Origin of the sequence: Thermaerobacillus caldiproteolyticus, from assembly GCF_013761245.1 — a bacterium.
Classification (GTDB): Bacteria; Bacillota; Bacilli; order Bacillales; family Anoxybacillaceae; genus Thermaerobacillus; species Thermaerobacillus caldiproteolyticus.
Window position 1 is genome coordinate 144,499 of sequence record NZ_JACDUT010000004.1, and the last position, 22,916, is coordinate 167,414.

Here is a 22,916-nt window from a genome sequence, read left to right on the forward strand (position 1 = left end):
ATGACAAAAAGGAAAATGGGGCTACTTGTCATGGCGTATGGCACCCCCTACAAGGAGGAAGACATTGAGCGTTATTATACGCATATTCGCCACGGCAGAAAACCTTTGCCTGAACTATTGCAAGATTTAAAAGAACGTTACGAGGCGATTGGCGGTATTTCTCCGCTCGCTAAAATTACATTAGAACAAGCCAAACAATTGGAAAAACGATTAAACGACATTCAAGACGAAATCGAATTTCACATGTATTTAGGACTAAAACATATCGAGCCGTTCGTAGAAGACGCGGTCCGGCAAATGTATGAGGACGGAATTAGGGAAGCGGTGAGCATTGTTCTTGCTCCGCACTTTTCGACGTTTAGCATTCAATCGTACAACGTGCGTGCCAAGGCGGAAGCAGAAAAGTTAGGTGGTCCAGTGATCCACACGATTGATAGTTGGTATCAAGAGCCGAAATTTATTGACTATTGGGTCGAAAAAGTGAGAGAAATTTATGCCACCATGAGTGATGACGAACGGGAAAAAGCCGTGCTCATTGTGTCCGCTCATAGTTTACCAGAAAAGATTATTGCAAGCGGTGATCCGTATCCTCAACAATTGCAAGAAACAGCAGATTTGATTGCGAAAAAAGCAGATGTACCACATTACGCGGTGGGTTGGCAAAGCGCTGGAAATACGCCGGAGCCTTGGTTAGAACCGGACGTACAAGATTTAACAAGACAATTGCACAAAGAAAAAGGATATACGACTTTTGTCTATATTCCGGTCGGATTTGTTGCTGATCATTTAGAAGTGCTTTATGATAATGATATCGAATGCAAAAATGTAACTGATGAAATTGGAGCAAAGTATTACAGACCGGATATGCCGAATGCGCAACCACAGTTTATTGACGCATTAGCGACGGTCGTTTTAAAGCGTGTAAAACTCCTATAAAGAAGGCGATGAAACAGTGAGTGAGGATAAACGAACGGTTGTCATTATTGGGGGCGGAATTACAGGAATTGCGGCCGCCTATTATTTACAAAAGGCTATTAAGGAGCAACAGCTCCCTATGGAATGCAAATTAGTAGAAGCAACTCACCGATTAGGAGGAAAAGTCCAAACAGTTATTCGTGACGGGTTTGTGATCGAGCGCGGTCCTGACTCATTTTTAGCAAGAAAATTAAGCGCGTCACGTCTCGTTCATGAGGTGGGATTACAAGACGAAATTGTTCATAACGCAACAGGAAAATCGTATATTCTTTTGAAGGGAAATTTGTACCCGATACCGGGCGGGGCCGTGATGGGTATTCCCACAAAAATCGCTCCATTTGTAACGACGGGGTTATTTTCCCCATTTGGAAAATTGCGTGCTGCTTTCGACTTCATTTTACCGCCGACAAAGGCGGAAGGCGATTTGTCTTTAGGACAATTTTTCCGCAGAAGACTTGGAAATGAAGTCGTCGAAAACTTAATTGAACCGCTTTTATCAGGCATATATGCCGGCGATATCGACCAGCTTAGTTTAATGGCGACGTTCCCGCAGTTTTTCCATGTTGAACAAAAGTATGGCAGCCTTGTGTTAGGGACGAAACGAACAACGCCAAAAGCGGAGAAACAGCGAAAAGGAGCGTTTCAAACATTAAAAACAGGGCTGCAATCATTGGTCGATGAAGTCGAAAAGAGATTAGAGCCGGGAAGTGTCATAAAAGGAGTTCGCGTTGAAACGGTAGAAAGACAAGGAACAAAATATCGTTTGTGGCTAAGCAACGGCGACGTATGGACAGCTGATAGCGTGATTGTGGCGACTCCGCATCAAACGGTACCGACGATGTTTTCCGATTATCCGTTTTTTGCTCCGTTTAAATCAGTGCCATCAACGTCGGTAGCAACGGTTGCTCTTGCATTTTCCGAAAGTGCAATTGAACAAGACATTGATGGTACAGGATTTGTTGTATCGCGCCGAAGCGATTATACGATTACCGCTTGCACATGGACGCATAAAAAGTGGCCACATACCGCGCCAAAAGGAAAAGCGTTGCTGCGTTGCTATGTCGGACGGCCGGGAGATGAGGCAATCGTCGAACAGTCCGATGATGAAATTGTCAATGTCGTCATGGACGATTTAAACAAAATTATGCGCATTGCCGGGCGTCCTGAATTTTCGATCGTATCAAGGTGGAAAGAAGCAATGCCGCAATATACGGTCGGACATAAAGAGCGGCTTGAGAAGGTGAAAGCAAATATGGCAGAAGCGCTTCCGGGCGTGTTTTTAGCAGGAAGCTCATATGAAGGATTAGGCTTGCCAGATTGCATTGACCAAGGCGAAGAAGCGGTGAAAAAAGTGCTTGATTATTTACGAGTGCATAAGCGGGAAACCGTGGAGGTTAACTAATAAGGAGTTAACCTCTTTATTTTTATCAACCAATGTGGTATGATAATTTTACGGAATGACCAAAATGTTCATTTAGTCAATTAAAAGGATGAGGAACATGGCAGTCGATCGAAAACAACAAATTATTGATGCAGCAACAAAATCTTTTTCCTTGTTCGGGTATAAGGCAACGACGATGGAGCAAGTGGCAAAACTTGCGAATGTAGGAAAAGGGACAATTTATACGTTTTTTAAAAACAAAGAGGATTTGTTAGACGAAATTATCTCCTCGCTTATTTTAGAAATAAAAGAAGCGGCAGAGCAGGCAATGGATCCCGATCGTCCGTTTTTTGAAAACGTTCATCGCGCTTTATATCGCATTTCGGAGTTTCGCAAACAGCATCAATTAACAGTGAAGCTTCTTCAAGAAGTTCGCGATATCGGAACACCGGCTGTTCAAGAAGTGATGAAAAAATTGGATCGGGCGATTATCGCCTACATTCGTGAGAAAATTGACATCGCCATAAAAAAAGGGGAAATTCGCAATTGTGATGCCGAAATCACTGCCTTTTTAATGCTAAAAGTGTATCTTGCCTTAATTGTTGATTGGGAAAAAGAACATGAGCCGCTAACAAAAGAGAAAATCGCTGAATTATTTGAGTTGTATTTTCTAAAAGGATTGTCGAAATAGATAGTCCTTCTTCTTTTTAACATAAAATGACTAAATGGACAAAACGGTCAATCGTACAAAGGAGGGGAGTGTCTGATGCGAGGGGTTTCATTATTTTTACAAGAACTAAAGACAATTATGACGAATCGCAAAATTATGATTCCTATTATCGCTATTTTGTTTATCCCTATTATGTATAGCGGAATGTTAATATGGGGATTTTGGGATCCGTATGGCCACTTAGAGAGATTACCAGTCGCTGTGGTCAATCAAGATCAAGGCGCAACATTGAATGGAGAACAGTTGAAGATCGGTGACGATCTAGTGGAGAATCTAAAAAAGAAAAAGCAGTTTTCTTGGGAATTTGTTGACGAAAAAGAAGCGGAAAAGGGGTTGAAAAACCGTAAATACTATCTAGTTATCAAAATTCCAGAAAACTTTTCAAAGCATGCAACGACGTTGCGGGATGAACATCCTCATAAAATGGAACTCATTTATATGCCGAATGAGAGCATGAACTTTTTGGCAGCGCAAATTGGAAATAAAGCCGTTGAAAAACTGAGAGAAGACGTTGCTGATACATTGACGGAAACATACGCCGAAACGATGTTTCAAAATATCAAGAAGTTGGCCAAAGGACTCGAATCAGCAAGCGAAGGAGCAAAGAAACTGCATGATGGCATTGATTCCGCCAAACAGGGAGCGATAAAGCTAAAGGATGGGGTTGATTCGGCCAAAGCTGGTACACACGAGCTTCACAGCGGTGCGCTCTCTGCGGAGCATGGCGCTCAAGAAATGTACACACATTTAAAAACGATGGCTGAAAAATCATTGGTTTTCAAAAGTGGATTACAATCCGCTAGTTCCGGAGCTGAGCGTCTAAGCGGCGGAATGAATCAGCTCAATGCTGGTTTTGCCCGCTTGATCGAAGGACAAGAGAAATTGTTTGATGGTGCAGAAAAAGCGAGAGATGGTTCTCAGCAACTGTCTGATGGATTAAAGCAATCTCTTTATGGGATGAAACAAATGAATGAAAAAACCCCTCAGCTCGCAAACGGAGCAGCACAATTACGAAGCGGAGCTAGCAATCTGTCTGCATCACTAGGACAATGGGCGCAGGGAGCAGAACAAACAAAAATGGGGGCAGCACAGGTAAGTACTGGACTTGAACAACTGACAGCCCGGCTTGATAATATGATCGCCCAAACGTCCGATCCACAGCAAAAAGCAGCACTTGAAGAATTGCGAGCGAGCGTGGGGCAACTCGCTGATGGAAGCAAACAAGTAACCAACGGTATAAGCCAACTTTCCGAAAACGCTACAGCATTGAAAGAAGGGGCTGATCAGCTTTCTTCTGGAGCAGCGCAATTGCATAACGGAACGATTGCTTTGAGCGACGGTCTCAAACGATTAGAAGCAGGACAAGAGCAACTCACTACAGGGGCAGAAGCATTAGCCGATGGACAGAGAGAACTTGTACAAGGGTTAGCGACATTCGGTGAAAAAATGAATGAAGTGAAAAGTGGAATGACTCAGCTTATGAATGGAAGCGGACAATTATCAGTCGGCCTACATGAGCTTGCTTCCGGTTCTGATAAACTGCAAGATGGTACAAATCAGCTTGCAGCCGGATCTGGGCAATTGGCAAGCGGAATGGGAAAACTCACGAATGGATTAGGAAACTTATCACATGGAATGGAGCAGCTCTCTAACGGATCTGACCAATTAACGGAAGGAATGACGACGCTAGACAAAGGTTCTAATGAATTGGCAGCCAAGTTGAACGATGGAGCCAAAGATGCTAACAATGTGAAAGCGAACAAAGATGTATACGATATGTTCGCGAAACCGATTAAAATTAAAAACGAAAAATTAAACGAAGTGCCTAACTATGGAACGGGGATTGCTCCGTACTTCTTATCGTTAGGATTGTTTGTTGGCGCCTTACTCGTATCGATCGTGTTCCCTCTTCGTGAACCTGCAGGCACACCGAAAACGGGAATAAGTTGGTTTATTAGCAAGTTCGGTGTTCTAGTTATGATCAGCATCATTCAATCGTTGATAGCCGATACGATTTTACTTGCAGGGGTAGGCATTGAAGTGCAAAGTATAGCAAGATTTATCGTATTTACGATCATCACAAGTTTAACGTTCATGGCGTTAATTCAGTTGCTTGTCACAACGTTAGGTGATCCGGGAAGATTTTTAGCAATCATTATCTTAATCTTACAATTAACAACAAGTGCTGGTACCTTCCCATTAGAGTTAATTCCAAAAGTGTTGCAACCGATCCACAGCTGGTTGCCAATGACGTATTCCGTAGCCGGCTTCCGTTCTGTCATTTCGAGTGGTGATTTTGCGTTTATGTGGAAAAATGCATATACTTTACTTGCTTTTATGATCGTGTTTGCTCTCGGAACAATCACTTACTTTACAATACAACATAAACGACAATTTTACAAAGCAGTACAAGATATGTCAGAAACTCCTAAGGCATTGTAGCCTTTAGGAGTTTTTTTAGATTAAGAAAGTATAAATGCGAAACGGAAATTTATCTAGTTCCAACACCCAAGCAGTTCTCTTCTTGAAATGATATAGATGCAAAACTTGCTTAAAGAATGGCTTAGAAAACGCTGATTTAAGCTGCACTGGGGCCAATCAGTCTCCTTGGAGCGACAAGAACACCTTTGAGTGAGAGAACATTTGCTTCTCACGGAATTCCGCTGTTTGTACGCAGGATGCGGGGAGTTTTTAGGAGAAATTGAAGAGATGGCGTTTTTTTATTTAAAAAATTTTTTGAAACTTTGAAGATTATTAGTTGAATATTTAGATAAAGTACATTATAATCCGAATATGAAAACGGTTTCAAAAACCTGGGGAGGTGTTACATTTTTGCAAGCGTAAGGGGGAAGAAATTATGTCAACCATTGAAGACGTCGCTAAATTGGCAGGACTATCGCGGACAACCGTCTCAAGGGTGATCAACAACCATCCGTATGTTTCTGAAGAAAAGCGGAAACTGGTGATGGAAGCGATGGAGAGACTCGGTTATGTTCCGAATTCTTCGGCAAGAAGTTTGCGGAGCCAAAAAACAGAGCTGATAGCATTATTTGTTCCGCGAATTATGAACCCATTTTTCAGCCAATTAGTCGAGTCGATGGAAATCGCTGCTGCTGAGCACAATTATCAATTGATTATTTGCCAAACAAGATACTCATCAGAAAAAGAATTAAACTATATGAATCTTTTAAAAACCAAGCAGGTCGACGGGGTGATTCTCGCGTCGATTCAAAATGATTGGGAAGTGCTCGAGCCTTTTTTAGACTATGGTCCAATCGTTCTATGCAACGAATTTGATGAACAAGCGAATGTCCCATCAGTCATGCTTGATCAAGTGCATGGTGGATACATAGCAACAAAGCATTTGCTTGAACAAGGTCATCGCCGCATTGCCTATTGTCGTGGCAGCACGCGGAGCAATGTTGCCAATCATCGTGAAATTGGGTTTCGAAAAGCACTTTCGGAATATGGGATTGTTTTCGATGAACAGTATGCATTTCGAGATACGCTTCATAGTGAAGATGGCAGGCGAGTGTTCCATCGAATGCTTTCTCTGTCTGAACCACCAACGGCTGTATTTACCGGTAGTGATGAAGTAGCTGCGGGAATTATTTCTGAAGCGAAAAAGCACGGTTGCAAAGTTCCAGACCATCTTGCGGTTGTCGGTTTTGATAACCAAGCGATTACGCAACTCATGGAACCGACGATTACAACAGTGCACCAGCCGGTGGAAAAAATGGCGCAAAAGGCGCTCGAAGTGATGATTGAAAAAATTCATTCTCGAACGTATCGGCAGCGCGAAATATATAAATTCCCATTAAAGCTAATCATAAGAGGATCTACCGTTACCAACAAGCTTGCAAAATTGTAACAGAGCAATGATGGAACCGTTATCTGAAATCGTTACCATATACAGGGGGGATCAATGATGAAAAAGGCTATGAAATTTTCATCAGCAATGTTAGCGCTTGCTCTTGGGTTAACAGCATGTTCAAACGACAATAATGCAGGCGACAATAAAAAAGACACTACGAAACCAAACGAAAATTCAGGAAAAGTCGTCAAAATTGTGTATGCCCGCGGCCAAGATTCGACAAAAGCAACCGAAAAAATTATCGAAGCGTTTGAAGAATCCCATCCAAACATCAAGGTTGAGTTTCGCGAAATGCCTGCTGACACGGGCAAACAACATGATGCGTATGTCACGATGTTAAACGCTCAGTCATCCGAAATTGATGTCATGGATCTTGACGTTGTCTGGCCGGCAGAATTTGCTCAAGCAGGTTATACGTTGCCATTAGATCGCTTTATCGAACAGGATGGTATTGATTTGAACAAGTACAATCAAGGAGCATTAGCGGCAGGTAACTTTGACGGGAAGCAATGGGCGCTGCCAAAGTTTATCGATGCGGGAATGCTATTCTATCGTACGGACATCATTCCGAAAGATCAAGTACCAAAAACGTGGGATGAGTTACTAGCAAAAGCAAAAGAATATAAAGGCAAAGGCGGAACAAAATACGGGTATTTGATGCAAGCGAAACAATATGAAGGTTTAGTATGTAATGCGGTAGAATTCATCGCTTCGTATGGCGGAAAAATTGTTGACGAAAACAATAACGTTGTCGTTAATAGCCCAGAGACGATTAAAGGTTTGAAGAAAATGGTTGAGATCGTCAAATCAGACGTTGTTCCAAGCAACATTACAACGTTTACGGAGCCTGAATCTCATACGGCCTTTATTGAAGGGCAATCTCCATTCATCCGTAACTGGCCTTATCAATATGCACTAGCGAACGACAAAGAACAATCAAAAATTGTTGGCAAAGTAGGCGTAGCGCCGCTGCCGGCAGGTGATAAAGGTTCAGCGGCAACATTAGGCGGTTGGATGACAGCAATCAATAAATATTCTAAACATAAAAAAGAGGCATGGGAATTTGTGAAATTCATGACAGGTCCAGAGGGACAAAAAATTTCCGCTATTTACGGCGGCTTGGCACCAACTCTTCCAGAATTGTTTAAAGACGCGGATGTTTTAAAAGCGAATCCGTTCTTTGGAGAAGAAGGATTTGTTAAAGCATTAGATGCAGCAGTACCACGCCCTGTTGTTCCAAACTATCCAGAGGTATCTGAAATTATTCAAATTAATGTCTCTAAAGCGATTACAGGGGAAATCACTGTTGAGCAAGCGGTTGCTAATATGGAAAAAGAAATTAAGGCAGCCATGCAAAAATAAGCGCTGTTTCATCAATTTCATTAGCCTTCAGCTCGCTGTGATACAAGCGCTGAAGGCTAATATCCTTTATGCTAGGGGGAAAGCGTGTGAAAAAAGAGAAGTCATTAGGAAACGAGAAGCGTTCAGAGCGTCGATTAGGATATGCGCTTGTTGCTCCGGCGATGTTATTAATTTTAGCGGTCGCTATTTGTCCTGTCATTCAGTCGTTTTATTATAGTTTGTTTGACTATCGATTAAACGATCCGACGAAATCATCGATTCACTTAAACTATAGTCTTGATCTAGAAGGATACTTACAAAACTATCCGTTTTTAGATAGTGCATTAAAACAAGAAATTTCTACTGCCAACGGAGGTGTGAAAGAAACATTAGCGAATGTTCAGCAACAACTCCAACGAATAGATGAGAAAATCCGTTCTGATGAAGAAGTAGCAAAGCGGTACAAACAAGTTGACGAAGCATTGAATAATTTTGAGTCTCCGAGTGATGAGATAAAAATGGTTGAGATAGACAAAGAAGTGGCGGAAAAATTCAACAACACGATTCGCGAAGTGGCAAAAACACTTGGAAAGATGAAAGAAGCAGGTGAACTAAAGCAAGCGGATAAAATAACGGGTCTTGCTCAAGGACTAAAAGGAACGATTATTGAACCAAACTTTGTTGGACTCAAGCACTATAAAGATAATTTTACAGATGATCGACTTTGGAAGGCGCTATGGAATACAACCGTATTTACGGTGATTTCTGTTGCAGTTGAGCTTGTACTGGGATTGGCAATTGCACTTTTAATTAATAAAGCATTTTTCGGTCGAGGTCTTGTACGGGCTACTATTCTGATTCCATGGGCGATTCCAACGGCAGTATCTGCGTTGATGTGGAAATTTTTATATGATGGACAAAATGGAATTGTTGCCAAGTATTTTGCGGATATTGGTCTTATTCATAGAATGGGAGATTTGCTGACGACAGAAGTGGGCGCTATGTTTGCCGTCATTTTTGCTGACGTGTGGAAGACGACTCCTTATATGGCACTATTATTACTTGCGGGTTTACAAACGATCCCAAGTTCTTTATATGAAGCTGCTTCGATTGACGGAGCAACAAAATGGCAGCAATTCATAAAAATTACGTTGCCGTTATTAAAGTCGAGCATTTTGGTTGCACTATTGTTCCGCACGCTTGATGCGTTCCGCGTCTTCGATTTAATTTACGTATTAACTGGCGGAGGTCCAGCGAACTCGACAGAAACGATTTCAATTTTAGCGTATAAAGTGATGTTCTCACAAACGAACTTCGGAGAAGGTTCGGCGTTAGCGGTCATCGTCTTTATTTGCGTAGCCATTATTTCGATTATTTATATTAAATTGTTAGGTGCTGATTTGCTCTCCGATAGTGCGAAAAAATAAAGAAGGGGTGAGATTATGCAGAAAAAAGCAGGCCCGTTATTTTACGTGTTTTTAGCTGTCTTTGTGTTTTTCGTTATGTTTCCATTTTTATGGATTTTGCTTAGTTCGATTAAGCCGTTAAGCGAGCTGTTCGGAGACAGAGCGTTTAACTGGTTTACAAGCCATCCGACATTGAAATCATACGTGTCTGTGTTTGTGAACTATCCGTTTTTACGATATTTATGGAATAGCACCGTTGTTGCGACGATTACGACCGTTTATACGGTATTCGTTGCCGCTTTTGCCGCATATGCGATCGCACGCCTTGAATTTAAAGGAAAAGCGGTTATTCTTGGCATTGTGTTAGCAGTATCTATGTTTCCGCAAATTGCGACGATTTCACCGATTTATATGTTTGTGAAAAAATTTGGCTTAACGAACAGTTATTTAGGTTTAATTATTCCGTATACGACATTTGCGTTGCCGCTATCGATTTGGCTGTTAGTGACGTTTTTCAGAAAAATTCCGTTTGATTTAGAAGAAGCGGCGAAAATGGACGGAGCAACCCCAATGCAGACGTACTTTAAAGTCATTTTGCCATTGGCTGTACCGGGGGTATTCACAACATCGATTCTCGTCTTTATTGCGGCGTGGAACGAGTTTTTATTTTCCTTCACGATTAACACAGCGGAAAAATATAAAACCGTTCCGGTCGGAATTGCGATGTTCCAAGGGCAATATACGATTCCTTGGGGAGAAATCTCCGCGGCAACGGTCATTGTTACGATTCCGCTTGTGATTATGGTGTTATTATTCCAGCGTCGGATTGTATCCGGTTTAACGTCCGGTTCGGTGAAAGAGTAAAGGAAAATATGCAATTGATCCTGATGACATAAGAGAAATCACACTGCATGAAAAAAGGGATACTCATTGACGGTGAGCATCCCTTTTTTTATTAATGATGATAGATAACGCCTAAACAATCGTTACATTTGTTCCCGTAGCATTCATGCTGTTCTTCGATTTCTTTCCCGCATTCCGCACATTTTTTAGGTGGGATACTTTTGAAAAATTCTAACACTCTTACCAACATCACCATCGCCTCCGTTCTTTTGTTGTTTATATTGTATTATAACAGAATTTGATATGTCAATAACTGTTTTAAAACAAATTTCATCAATGATGCAAAATATTGAGGAATTATGTATGATGAAGAAAAAGCATGTTTTTAAGGAGGAATATAATGAAAGTTACTGTCATTGGATACTGGGGCGGATTTCCGGCAGTGAACGAGGCAACGTCTGGCTATTTATTTGAACATGATGGTTTTCGCTTGTTAGTCGATTGCGGCAGCGGGGTGCTTTCTAAGCTGCAAAATTATATTTCTGTCGAAGAGCTTGATGCTGTTATCATTTCGCATTACCATCATGACCATGTTGCTGATATCGGTCCTTTGCAATATGCACGCCTGATTAAAACAAACCTTGGAGCTTCATTGCACGAACTTCCGATTTACGGCCATTCGTTCGATCGCGACGGGTTTACTCGATTGGCGCATAAAGGAATCACAAAAGCGATCTCATATGATCCTGAGAAACCGCTCGAAGTTGGACCGTTTACGATTCAGTTTATGAAGACGATGCATCCGGTGACTTGCTATGCGATGCGGATTACAGCAGGGGGGACAACGGTCGTATACACAGCAGATTCAAGCTATTTGCCGGAGTTTGTTCCGTTTTCCGAAAATGCTGATTTACTCATTTGTGAATGCAATTTTTATGCAGGTCAAAATGCTGCTCCGGCTGGACATATGACAAGCGAAGAAGCGGCAACCATTGCCCGCGATGCGAATGTCGGCGAGCTTTGGCTTACTCATTTGCCGCATTTTGGCGAATTACCGCAATTAGTAAAGGAAGCAACTGCATTGTTTTCTGGAAAAGTACAACTGGCAAAAACGGGGCTTGTTTGGGAAAAGTAAAAAAATAAAGGTAAGCCCATATTCGTTATGTGAATATGTGGCTTACCTTTTTGTTTTGCTATACTTTTGGATGATGTATAAAGAGATGAAATAACTATTCTTTCTTTAACACGTAAAATAGACCAATAGATAAAAAGATTATCCCTACTGCTCTATATGATGTAGTATAGGCATGCAGCATTTGCATCCACTCGTCTGATTTCACACTTCCTCCTGCTTCACGTGCCCATGCAGATGCAGAACTTTGCCCTAATTCAGGACTCTTTAAGATGAGAAATAGTCCTATCACACTAATGATAAAAGATATGATTTTAACGAGATTGATATTTTTTAAAGAATTCATCTAAATCCTCTCCTAATTTTGCGACGGTGCTTGTTAAAGAAGAGCGTCTTCAATACCACTTTTTGTTTAATTAACATAGTAATAGTAATATTGATTTTTGACACATCTCCATCCCCAACACGATAATCACTTCAGAAAACGGGGATCATACCAAACATCAAAATTGTATGCATCATACTATGGCCGAGCAACAATGGGGTAAGTTTTCCCAGCTGTCGCTTTAATGTGATAAGAATCGGCAACTTCATGAGACCTTGCTACACTCCACCCCAATTGTGCTGGAACAGTATGCGCGCCAATTCCTGTGTTACAATTGCCATTGCTGCAGCAGCTGTTCCTGCAAAGTTACTTTCTCTGATCATTGTTGAGCCGCATGCATTGCCAACTGTATTGTTTTTTAAATAGTAGCTCCATCATTTACCGATTGGTTTATCTTCAACTCAAAATTTACCAAATGAAACAAATATAATTCTCCGAAAAATGAATTTTTAAGAAAGAGGGGGCAAAACTAGGGTGAAAATAGAGAAACTCATACCAATGAGGTTGTTCAGCCCTGTCATTCTTTAACTGATCAAATGGATTGCCCGCTCATGTTGTGCAACTGAAACAACTATTTTTCAAACTTTATCTCTAAAAGAATCACTTGACCGTAATATATTTCTATTACTTTATCGAAGATGGATTTTGATTTTCTGGTGGAAGGATATGTGATAAAATCATCTCCTTTGTCGGCGTACGAAAAAAATGAAGGTTTCGACATTGTGTAAGCAGGTGAAATAGGAATGAAAGGAAAACAGATTAAAATGAAACCAGATCTTGTGTTTTTCTTGCTCATTTCTAATTGTTTACATATAATATAGTTAGAATTTTTCAAATTATGAAATGAATGATTATTCATTCATTATCTTTTATGGGGGAGGGAGTTTCATGAATCTATCATCACGGTTAGCAGAGGTGGCTCAACAATTACCGGATAAGGAGGCGTATGTATACGAAGGGGAACGTTGTACATATGGAGAATTGAATGCGGCGATTTCGAAATTTGCAAGCGGGTTACGCAACATAGGGATTCAAAAAGGGGATCATATTGCGTTAATAGTCGGAAACTCACCGCATTTTGTCATTGGGTTATATGGGGCGTTGCGTTTAGGGGCGACGGTCATACCGATAAATCCGATTTATACGCCAGATGAAATCAGTTATATTTTAACGAATGGAGATGTGAAAGCAGCCATCGCTTTCGATTTACTTGTTCCGTTGTTTGCCAAAATGGAAGCACGTCTGCCGCAAGTTGAACATGTCATCATTTGTGAAACACCACAAGGAAAAGAACAAGGTATTTCATTAACGAAAAAAATGAAATCGTTTACAGATATACTTCTGTCAGGGGATGTTCAATACGAGGGTCCAACGTTAGCCGACGATGATACAGCTGTCATCCTTTACACATCGGGAACAACAGGAAAGCCAAAAGGAGCGATGTTAACGCATAAAAATCTTTATAGAAACGCTCAAGACATTGCAAACTATTTAAAAATTAATGAGGATGACCGCGTCATTGCCACGCTGCCGATGTTTCATGTCTTTTGCTTAACCGTGGCGCTCAATGCACCGCTGATGAACGGTGGTACGGTGCTAATCGTTCCGAAGTTTAGCCCGGCGAAAATTTTCAAACTTGCTCGAGAGCAAAAAGCGACGATTTTTGCTGGAGTTCCAACGATGTATAATTTTCTTTACCAATATGAAGAAGGAAATCCAGATGATTTTCGTACACTTCGTCTCTGCATTTCTGGCGGGGCATCGATGCCAGTAGCGCTGCTCAAAAATTTTGAGAAAAAATTTAGGGTGATCGTTTCAGAAGGATATGGATTATCGGAGGCTTCTCCAGTGACATGTTTTAACCCTCTTGATCGGCCGCGCAAACCCGGTTCGATCGGCACAAGCATTATGAATGTCGAAAATAAAGTTGTCAATGAATTCGGAGAAGAAGTTGCGGTCGGTGAAGTCGGTGAACTGGTCGTCCGCGGTCCGAACGTCATGAAAGGGTATTATAAAATGCCGGAAGAAACGGCGCACGCGATTCGCGATGGCTGGCTGTATACGGGAGATTTAGCAAAAATGGACGAGGAAGGGTACTTTTATATTGTCGACCGGAAAAAAGATATGATTATCGTCGGCGGCTATAATGTCTATCCGCGCGAAGTGGAGGAAGTGTTGTACAGCCATCCTGACGTTATCGAGGCGGCAGTGATTGGCGTGCCTGATCCCAATTTTGGTGAAGCAGTCAAATGTTTTGTCGTCTCCAAAAATCCTAGCCTAACCGAGGAAGAGCTTATTGACTACTGCCGCGAGCGTTTAGCGAAATATAAAGTTCCAAGCTCGATCGAGTTTTTAGAAGAACTGCCAAAAAATACGACGGGGAAAATTTTACGAAGAGCATTGAAAGAGAAATTAACATCCTCTCAGGCGTAAAAAAGTACCGGATTTTCGGTGCTTTTTATTTTTATAATTTTTATATTTTTATGAAAATTATAGTTGAAAGTAGAATAATAAACTTATATAATTTAACACATAAAAGCATAAAAGTGATGAAGTTTTTAAGGGGATGGAGTAAATGAAAAAAGGGATTCAACGCATGGCCATACTGCTGTCCGCTAGCTTCCTGTTGTTAGGTGGATGCGGCGCAAAAGAAACAAGCAAAAATGAAGGTGAAGGTACGAAGACATATAAAATCGGCGTAACACAAATTGTCGAGCATCCTTCATTAGATGCTGCTTTCAAGGGATTTAAGCAAGCACTTAAAGATAAAGGGCTGTCCATTTCCTATGATGTGCAAATTGCCCAAGGAGACATGAATAACAACCAAACCATTGCGAATAATTTTGTTTCAGATAACGTTGATTTAATTTTTGCCAATTCGACGCCAAGTGCTCAAGCTGCTCTCAATGCAACGAAAGACATTCCGACTGTGTTTACATCCGTGACGGATCCGGTGGGGGCACAGCTTGTGCAATCGATGGAAAAGCCGGGCGGCAATGCGACGGGAACGACTGATACGCATCCGGACGCGATTCCGAAAACGGTGCAATTTATTGACAAGTACATAAAAGGGAACCGTATTGGAATGATTTATAACTCCGGCGAACAAAACTCTGTCGCGCAAGTGGATGTTGTCAAAAAAGCGATGAAAGGAACGGATTTAAAGATTGTTCCTGTTTCGGTATCGACATCAGCGGAAGTCAAGCAAGCGGCTGAATCGCTTGTCGGAAAAGCGGACTGTATTTATATTATTACCGACAATACGGTCGTTTCCGCATTAGAGTCGGTCATTCAAGTGGCGAGCGACCATGATCTTCCTTTATTCGTTGGAGAGCTTGATTCAGTGAAACGCGGCGGTTTTGCGGCTTATGGATTTGACTATTATGATATCGGTTATGAAGCGGGAGAAATGGCTGCAGAAATTTTAACCGGGAAAAAGAAACCGGCCGATTTGCCTGCTCAATATCCGCAGAAGTTGAAATTACTCATTAACAAAAAAGCGGCAAAAGAAATGGGAGTCAAGCTCAATCCAGAGTGGGATTCGATCGCAGAATACATTGAATAATGTACAGCCCCTCCTTGAATATAAGGCGGGGATATTTTTTAAAAGGACGGGGACATCATGTTTACAGCGATTTTTAGTTCGGTGGAAGCAGGATTTATTTATGCCATTATGGCATTAGGAGTTTATTTATCGTTTCGAATTTTAGATTTTCCCGATTTAACTGTTGATGGGAGTTTTGTAACAGGGGCAGCGGTGGCATCGGTATTGATTATTAATGGAACGAATCCGTTCATCGCTTCTGCCGTTGCCCTATTGGCTGGATTTATCGCCGGCTGTGTAACGGGATTATTGCATACAAAAGGAAAAATTAATCCGCTTTTATCAGGAATTTTAATGATGATTGCCCTTTATTCCATTAATCTACGAATTATGGGGCGTTCGAACGTTCCGCTTTTACAACAAGAAACTGTCGTGACAGTGCTGACGGAAGCGTGGCAAAAGGCAGGGATTGATGAAGCGATTAACCGCGTCATTTCTTTACAGTCATTTGTTCCGAGAACATGGGCAGTTCTGTTTTGTATGGCTCTTACCGTGTTTATCATTAAGTTATTGCTTGATCAATTGTTGAAAACGGAAATTGGTCTTGCATTGCGGGCGACGGGTGATAATAAGCAAATGATTTCGAGCTTTTCCGCCAATACCGATTTGTTGACGATTTTCGGGCTCGGTTTGTCCAATGCGCTTGTGGCGTTTTCCGGGGCGCTTGTGGCACAATACGGCGGATTTAGCGATGTCGGAATGGGAATCGGCATGATTATTATTGGTCTTGCTTCTGTTATTATTGGTGAAGCGTTGTTTGGGGCTCGTTCGGTTGCCCGCGCCACTTTGGCAGTGATCGGTGGGGCAATTGTATACCGTATCATTTTAGCGCTCGCTTTGCGTGTGCAGTTTTTGGAAACCAGTGATGTGAAGCTGATTACCGCACTGATCGTGATGCTGTCTCTCATCGTTCCAAACGTTTTATCTTCGCAAAAGGAAAAACGGCGCAAAAAGCGGAGAGCACAAGAAAGAGAGAGGGGGGAGCACGTTGCTGGAGCTCAGACAGATTACAAAAGTGTTTAACGAAGGAACAGTCGATGAAAAAGTTGCTTTAAAATCAATCAACTTAACGTTAGCTCCCGGTGATTTTGTGACGATTATTGGCAGCAATGGCGCCGGAAAATCAACGATGATGAACGTTATTTCGGGAAAATTGCTTCCTGATACAGGTTCCGTATGGATTAACGGACAAGAAGTGACGCAGCTAAGCGAGCACAAACGGGCCCGCTACATTGGTCGCGTGTTTCAAGATCCTCTTGCTGGCACGGCACCAAATATGACGATTGAAGAAAATTTAGCGCTTGCGTACAATCGAACGAAGCGGCGGACATTGAAGTTTGGAGTGACAAAACAGCGCCGTGAATTTTTCCGAGAGGCGTTAAAAACGTTGCAGCTAGGATTGGAGAATCGATTAACGGCAAAAGTCGGATTGTTGTCAGGCGGTGAGCGTCAAGCATTATCGCTATTGATGGCGACATTTACAAAGCCGGATTTGCTTTTGTTAGACGAACATACAGCAGCGCTTGACCCGGCGCGGGCTGAGCTTATTACCCAACTGACCAAAGACATGGTTGAAAAATTACAATTAACAACATTGATGGTGACCCACAACATGGAACAGGCGCTTCGATTAGGGAACCGTTTAATTATGATGGACCAGGGACAAATTATTTTCGAAGCGAGCGGAAAAGAAAAACAATCATTAACGGTTGAGAAGCTATTGCAAGAATTCCAGCGCATTCGCAGCAGTCACTTTGCAAGTGACAGGGCGATGTTAGTATAAGTTGGTATGAAAAAGAGGATGTCTCATAAGTTGATGAGATATCCTCTTCTTTCGTTTATATTTATATTAAGTTTCCGGATGTGAACTACACATTTCTTCTTTCTACCAAATTAATGCCAATCCCCATTAACACTACTCCCATAAAAAACAAAATGCTAATAGGATATAATAAATCGTTTAGTGAATTTCCATATATCGCTGCTCCTTTTAACATTTCCATGCCGTACGTAACAGGAACAAATTTAGATAAAGTTAATAAAACTTTAGAGGAGACAATTTCTAAAGGCCAGTAAGCTCCGCCGATCATTGCCATGCTGACAGAGATAAGCGGAATGATGGCATTAAACTGTTGTTCGTTTTTCACAAGCCCTACTATGAAGATCGATAGAGCAACGATGGCAAACACATAGGGAACTAATAATAGAAGCATCTCTGCAAATCTTCCGTGAAAATCAATATCCATGCCAAAGTGAAAGACAGTGAAAATCAGTGCTACTTGAATATAACCAACGACAAAGCTATATATTAAATTTCCTATATACATCTCCCACTTTTTGAGCGGCGAAAGAATCATTCGATCCCATATTCCTTCTCTTTTTTCTTTTAAAATTTGAAAAACGTTAAAAGCAATCGTGTAAATGACGAAAAATAGAGAAAATCCAAATATAGGTTGCAATTGCGAATCAATAATGATTGCTTTTTTTCCACGGAAGCTTTTCTTCTCTAATGTAAACACAGGATTTGCCGTCGCGTTATTGACCACCTTTGCCACTTCTTCAAGCGGAGCATTCGAATGTTCAGCAATTTTCTCTGTTTGCTTTTTCTCTCTATATACTTTTTGAACATATTGGCGGATTAAACTTGTATTTGCAGTTTGGGATGACACGATCAAATCAAAATCGTCTTTCTTTAGCTTGACGCCTGCCTCTACTTTTCCTTCGCTCACGAGTGTGCGAACCTTCTCTTGATTCATGAGTTGAAACGCAAATAGGTCAGAATGCTGTAAAGAATGAAGAAGTTCGTTTGTTTCATGTTTGGAAAGGCTACTATAGACAGGAACTTTTATTTTATCTTGATTGGCTGTACCTATAATAAAAGCGATGAATATACAAATGATAGACGTGATGACAAACATCCATGGCTTTCTAATAAATAAACGAATTTTGGCCGCTAAAATACTCATCATGATAAATTCCCCCTTTTTGGGAAGGCCCATACTGACGCTACTACCATTGCTGCGCTAAACAAACATAAATATAAGATGGAGTGTGTAACTTCCGTTAAGCCATAGCCTTGCAATAGTTTTAAATATGCACTCATACTTGAGCCGTTTGGTGTAAAATTTCCAAGTGTATTCATGAAATCGGATAATTGGCCGGAAGGGAAAAAACTTCCGCCAAGAAGGGAAAAGAGCGTTACTAAAACACTTTGAAAGAATCTCGATACCTGCTCTGAATTGATCCGGAAATTTAATGCTGTCAACAAAACTCCCAAGCCTCCAACAGCCAATGATAAAGCGAGTGTAACGATAAGAAAGGAAAACAAGGCAGGCCATTTAATGTGATACACCGAGGATGTCACTCCATATAAAATATTGAGTTGTACAAACGCAAGAAGCACAGTTGAAATAAAAATCCCAGTCATGTACGACCATTTTGACACATCGGCCAGCAAAATTCGGTCAAACACATGCAATTGTTTTTCATTAAAAGCATAAGAACCGACGTTCGAGGCAATATATAAGACAAACATGACACTCATTCCAACCATATAATAAGTAATGGCATGGATCGGTTTTTTCTTTGTTACGGTTTCGACTTTTCCTTGGACATGAATGTCAGGTATTGTGAACGAATGATTGATGAATCCGGACTTTCCGAGAGCAGAAAACATAGAATAGCGCTGTTGAAATTCCAATACGATATCTTCAACAAATTCAGATGTCATTTCTTTTCCTTCGTTCACATAGAAAGAGAGTTTTGCCGGTTGTTGTTCTCCTAATAAGGCATTTCGTAGCACCGAATACGTAAACCCGTTCGGCACCTTAATAATCGCGGCATAGCTATCATCTTGACGAACTTTTTTCAGTTTCGATGGCTGGACTGTAACTACTTTTATATACTTCTTTAATTCTTTTGAACCTAATACCTCATTTTTAAGAGTAGTAACAGGAAGCATGGCTTTTGCTGTGTGTACCATCATTTGCTTCTGATTTGCCGATAGCTTCATGCTTTCTACTTCATGAACAAACCTTTGTATATCTGCTTGCTCATTTCCCTCATTAACAAGTGCAATTTTAGCATGAATTTTAGGAGCACCATCATCCCCGTCCATGACATTTCCAAGCGCAAAGCCGAGTATGGTCACTAAAATAAACGGCATACCAAGAAGAACAAGCAATTCATGTGGGTTTCGAATAAACAATAAAAATTGCTTTTTGATAAATGATTGAATCATCTTCATTTTCCCCCTAGTCCCGTAACGCCCGACCAGTTAGATGCAGAAATACATCTTCCAATGTCGGTGTTTTGATTTCAACGGAAGTGAAAACGGTGTTTGTTTCTTCCGCCAGCTTAAATAAAAGACGAAATACATTGATTTCTTTAGGGGCTAAAATCGTAATCACTCTGTCTTGCACTGTTACGTGATTAACGACTGGTTGTAAGCGCAAAGCATCAATAAATGGTTCTTGTACTTTCTCGACTTTCATTTCCACTGTATTTTCTGACGACAAAATATTTTTAATTTCTTCTTTTGTTCCTGAAGCGATAATGCTACCTTTGTCCATAATGTAAATGCGATCACATAAAAATTCGACTTCTTCCATGTAATGGCTCGTGTATAAAACGGTCATTTGCTTTTCTTCGTTTAATCGTTTGACGGTTTCTAAGATATAATTTCTTGATTGAGGATCGATGCCTACGGTAGGTTCATCCATAATAATAAACTCCGGCTCATGCAAGAGTGCCACCCCGATATTCAGTCTTCTTTTCATCCCGCCTGAAAAATGTTTTACTAAATCGTTTTGTCGATCGGTTAGACCGATTTGTTCCAATATTTCATCTACTTTCTTTTGTAATCGTGCTCCTGATAAGCGATGAATTCTACCAAAAAACTGTAGATTTTCCTTCGCTGACAAATCGGAATATAAAGCAATTTCTTGTGGTACAACTCCTAACACTTTTCTTAATTTACTTGGCTCTTTAATGACGCTTTTATTGTTTAATCGAACATCTCCACTCGTTGGCGGAATTAAAGTGGAAATCATGGAGATTGTCGTTGATTTTCCAGCTCCATTCGGTCCTAACAGTCCGACAATCTCTCCTTTTTCTAAATACAAGTTAACACCGTTTACCACCTTTGTTTGTTTAAACTGTTTTGTTAATTCTACTGCTTCTAACATCATTTTTTTCTCTCCTCCTCTCATCTGATATTTATGTTACGATATTCTTGTAAACGCGCTTACTATCTTCAGTCATTACTTCATGAGAAAAACTGTGACTTGAGTCATTTTCGTAACAAAAAATTGACCGTGTTGCTCCGGTCAATGTTTATGAGGTAATATCATGTTTAACCGCATAAATCGCAAGTTGTGTACGATCACGTAGATCGAGCTTTTGTAAGATTTGCGTAATATGGTTTTTGACAGTTCCTACTGATAAATGGAGAACTGCGGCAATTTCTTTGTTTGTTTTTCCTTCCCCAACTAATTTTGTAATCGCTAGTTCACGGGGAGTTAATGGAATGTTTGTAGTAGGTGCTTGTTTCGATTTTTCTAATAATCTTGGTAACATTTTCGCTGCTACATCTTCATGAATAGCCATTCCGCCTCTCATACAACTATATATGGCTTGAATCAGCTTTTGCTGTTCAGCTGTTTTCAGCAAAAAACCATTCGCCCCATCTTTCAATGCTTGAACCGCATATTCATCATCGTTAAACGTAGTCAAAATTAAAATTTTGACATTTGGCCATTGCTCTTTTATTTTTCTTGTCGCTTCTAAACCATTCATCACAGGCATACGGATATCCATGATGACAAGATCTATCATATGCTTTTCCATTTTTTGCAGCGCTTCGAGTCCGTGTTCCGCCTCGGCAATGACTTGTAGCTGCTCATCTTGTTCAATCATCATTTTTAACCCTTGTCTTACAAGAGCCTGATCTTCTACCAACAAAATATGAATCATCGTGAATTCCCCTTTACCGGAATGGTTCCTTGAACAACGAATTCCTGATCGGTTTGAAAAATGCGTAGTGTTCCTCCCACTTCTTTAACTCGCTCCTTCATATTTGTTAACCCAAAGCCGAGTTGAAACAATTTCGGTTCAAACACGCGATTTTTCACAGAAAACTCTAAATCTCCTATCGCTGACCTCCCTAATGTCACAAATACTTCACGCGATTGCGCATGCCGCATGGCGTTCGTTAATGCTTCTTGAATAACGCGATATAACACAATATTTTGTTGATTAGAAAGCTTAACCGATAATACCCCTTGTTTTGTTGTGAAATGAACCATGATATGGTTTTCTGATTCTAATTTTCGAATTAGCTGTAACACAGAAGAAATTCCTTCATTCTCCTCGGTTTTTAATGCTTTTACCGCATGGCGCGTTTCCTCTAAACTATCATGGACTAATTTCTTTAATTCATCATATTCTTTTTTCGGTTCATTAATGGATAGCATTTCGAGCTGCATCAGTAAAGCGGTTAATTTATGTCCTACTGAATCGTGAATGTCACGAGCAATTCTTGTCCGTTCCTCGAGCCGCGCTGAACGATCCATCTCATAATTCAACCGTTTTAGCCGCCGATACTCTCCTAATAATTGTTCATACATTTCTCTCTGTTCTTCTCTTTCGTATACATATTCATTTAAGGTGATGGAAATTATCGAAAAAATCCCCAAAGCAATGAGCCATTCTACTTCTTTGTCTTGGAAAAGCATCGTAATCGCTACAGAACATAGAAAAGTGGCAACTGTAAATAAACGGAATTTTCTGGTGTTTAATTGAAAAATGGCTTCTAAATAAATATAAAGAAATAGTAATAGCACATACATATTTTTCGGCAGCGGATAAAGCCATTCTTCCAAAAGAATGAGGCAATCGATAAGAATGTATAGAATAAGCGGTTCTTTGACAATGGCAAGAAAAAAGTATGTGCCGATCGTGCAAGCACTAATGAACAGGAGAAGGGAGAATTCATTTGTATTTTGAAAGTGCTCATATAAATACCCCATCCACAAAATAGCAAAAACAAGCGAACGCACGATAAATAGTTTCACCATATCCCCATCCTATATCTCAGTCTATTTTTTAATTTACTGGAATGAATTGTTAAGGTCAATCGTCACTTTGTCGCTTTGGCTAAAATACTTGAAGCCCCCATTGACGAGCCGATGGGCTTAATAATAAAATAAGAAAAATTTATGCTCATTCCAAATTCTATGAAACTAT

At 40.7% G+C, this 22,916-nt stretch carries 20 protein-coding genes; 13 read left to right on the forward strand and 7 right to left on the reverse strand.

The features are described 5' to 3' along the window. The 8 genes from hemH to HNR31_RS07755 all read left to right on the forward strand — a co-directional run bounded on the left by hemH (nt 1) and on the right by HNR31_RS07755 (nt 10,571). Entirely contained in the window at nt 1-936 is a 936-nt protein-coding gene (hemH, locus tag HNR31_RS07720; RefSeq protein ID WP_181555677.1) for a ferrochelatase, read from the forward strand. A gap of 16 nt (nt 937-952) precedes the next feature. Beyond that, the gene (hemY, locus tag HNR31_RS07725) at nt 953-2,377 is read left to right on the forward strand and encodes a protoporphyrinogen oxidase (RefSeq protein ID WP_181555678.1); all 1,425 of its coding nucleotides are present in this window, start codon (nt 953-955) and stop codon (nt 2,375-2,377) included. A 97-nt stretch (nt 2,378-2,474) separates the two neighbouring features. Next, nucleotides 2,475-3,047 carry a TetR/AcrR family transcriptional regulator gene (locus HNR31_RS07730; protein ID WP_181555679.1) on the forward strand — a complete coding sequence of 191 codons (573 nt, stop codon included), beginning with the start codon at nt 2,475-2,477 and terminating at the stop codon, nt 3,045-3,047. A 75-nt stretch (nt 3,048-3,122) separates the two neighbouring features. Then, a complete protein-coding gene (locus HNR31_RS07735) occupies nt 3,123-5,528 on the forward strand; it encodes a YhgE/Pip domain-containing protein (RefSeq protein WP_181555680.1) in 2,406 nt (801 codons plus the stop codon). Nucleotides 5,529-5,943: 415 nt separating this feature from the next. Then, nucleotides 5,944-6,957, forward strand: coding sequence for a LacI family DNA-binding transcriptional regulator (locus tag HNR31_RS07740; RefSeq protein ID WP_181555681.1), 1,014 nt, complete (start codon nt 5,944-5,946; stop codon nt 6,955-6,957). 57 nt (nt 6,958-7,014) lie between these two features. After that, entirely contained in the window at nt 7,015-8,322 is a 1,308-nt protein-coding gene (locus HNR31_RS07745; RefSeq protein ID WP_181555682.1) for an ABC transporter substrate-binding protein, read from the forward strand. A 68-nt stretch (nt 8,323-8,390) separates the two neighbouring features. Beyond that, nucleotides 8,391-9,728: a carbohydrate ABC transporter permease gene (locus HNR31_RS07750; RefSeq protein ID WP_181555683.1), complete on the forward strand. Its 1,338-nt coding sequence runs from the start codon at nt 8,391-8,393 to the stop codon at nt 9,726-9,728. Nucleotides 9,729-9,743: 15 nt separating this feature from the next. Further along, nucleotides 9,744-10,571 (forward strand): carbohydrate ABC transporter permease, encoded by an 828-nt coding sequence (locus tag HNR31_RS07755; RefSeq protein WP_181555684.1) that lies wholly within the window; start codon nt 9,744-9,746, stop codon nt 10,569-10,571. Nucleotides 10,572-10,662: 91 nt separating this feature from the next. On the opposite strand, the gene yhfH is transcribed toward HNR31_RS07755, so the two are convergent. Then, a complete protein-coding gene (gene yhfH / locus HNR31_RS07760; RefSeq protein ID WP_181555685.1) occupies nt 10,663-10,800 on the reverse strand; it encodes a protein YhfH in 138 nt (45 codons plus the stop codon). 150 nt (nt 10,801-10,950) lie between these two features. Between yhfH and HNR31_RS07765 the strand changes: the two genes are divergently transcribed. After that, nucleotides 10,951-11,685, forward strand: coding sequence for an MBL fold metallo-hydrolase (locus HNR31_RS07765; protein ID WP_181555686.1), 735 nt, complete (start codon nt 10,951-10,953; stop codon nt 11,683-11,685). Nucleotides 11,686-11,779: 94 nt separating this feature from the next. On the opposite strand, the gene HNR31_RS07770 is transcribed toward HNR31_RS07765, so the two are convergent. After that, nucleotides 11,780-12,028 (reverse strand): hypothetical protein, encoded by a 249-nt coding sequence (locus tag HNR31_RS07770; protein ID WP_181555687.1) that lies wholly within the window; start codon nt 12,026-12,028, stop codon nt 11,780-11,782. 927 nt (nt 12,029-12,955) lie between these two features. On the opposite strand from HNR31_RS07770, the gene HNR31_RS07775 reads away from it, so the two are divergent. From HNR31_RS07775 to HNR31_RS07790, 4 genes are all read left to right on the forward strand, one after another. Next, on the forward strand, nt 12,956-14,500 hold the full coding sequence (locus HNR31_RS07775) for a fatty acid--CoA ligase family protein (protein WP_181555688.1): 1,545 nt from the start codon (nt 12,956-12,958) through the stop codon (nt 14,498-14,500). Between the two features lie 142 nt (nt 14,501-14,642). Continuing rightward, nucleotides 14,643-15,632: an ABC transporter substrate-binding protein gene (locus HNR31_RS07780; protein ID WP_181555689.1), complete on the forward strand. Its 990-nt coding sequence runs from the start codon at nt 14,643-14,645 to the stop codon at nt 15,630-15,632. A 57-nt stretch (nt 15,633-15,689) separates the two neighbouring features. Then, nucleotides 15,690-16,694 (forward strand): ABC transporter permease, encoded by a 1,005-nt coding sequence (locus HNR31_RS07785; RefSeq protein WP_181555690.1) that lies wholly within the window; start codon nt 15,690-15,692, stop codon nt 16,692-16,694. After that, on the forward strand, nt 16,660-17,454 hold the full coding sequence (locus HNR31_RS07790) for an ABC transporter ATP-binding protein (protein ID WP_181555691.1): 795 nt from the start codon (nt 16,660-16,662) through the stop codon (nt 17,452-17,454). Before HNR31_RS07785 ends, HNR31_RS07790 begins: the two co-directional genes overlap by 35 nt. Before the next feature lie 85 nt (nt 17,455-17,539). Here HNR31_RS07790 and HNR31_RS07795 read toward each other — a convergent pair whose 3' ends face one another. The 5 genes from HNR31_RS07795 to HNR31_RS07815 all read right to left on the reverse strand — a co-directional run bounded on the left by HNR31_RS07795 (nt 17,540) and on the right by HNR31_RS07815 (nt 22,747). Continuing rightward, the gene (locus HNR31_RS07795) at nt 17,540-18,640 is read right to left on the reverse strand and encodes an ABC transporter permease (RefSeq protein WP_181555692.1); all 1,101 of its coding nucleotides are present in this window, start codon (nt 18,638-18,640) and stop codon (nt 17,540-17,542) included. Beyond that, nucleotides 18,637-19,911, reverse strand: a complete 1,275-nt coding sequence (locus tag HNR31_RS07800; protein ID WP_181555693.1) for an ABC transporter permease — start codon at nt 19,909-19,911, stop codon at nt 18,637-18,639. The genes HNR31_RS07795 and HNR31_RS07800 overlap by 4 nt, the downstream gene beginning before the upstream one ends. Before the next feature lie 13 nt (nt 19,912-19,924). Continuing rightward, nucleotides 19,925-20,857 carry an ABC transporter ATP-binding protein gene (locus tag HNR31_RS07805; protein WP_181555852.1) on the reverse strand — a complete coding sequence of 311 codons (933 nt, stop codon included), beginning with the start codon at nt 20,855-20,857 and terminating at the stop codon, nt 19,925-19,927. Between the two features lie 148 nt (nt 20,858-21,005). Then, nucleotides 21,006-21,644, reverse strand: coding sequence for a response regulator transcription factor (locus HNR31_RS07810; RefSeq protein WP_181555694.1), 639 nt, complete (start codon nt 21,642-21,644; stop codon nt 21,006-21,008). Then, entirely contained in the window at nt 21,641-22,747 is a 1,107-nt protein-coding gene (locus HNR31_RS07815; RefSeq protein ID WP_220129453.1) for a sensor histidine kinase, read from the reverse strand. Before HNR31_RS07815 ends, HNR31_RS07810 begins: the two co-directional genes overlap by 4 nt. Between the last annotated feature and the right edge of the window lie 169 nt (nt 22,748-22,916).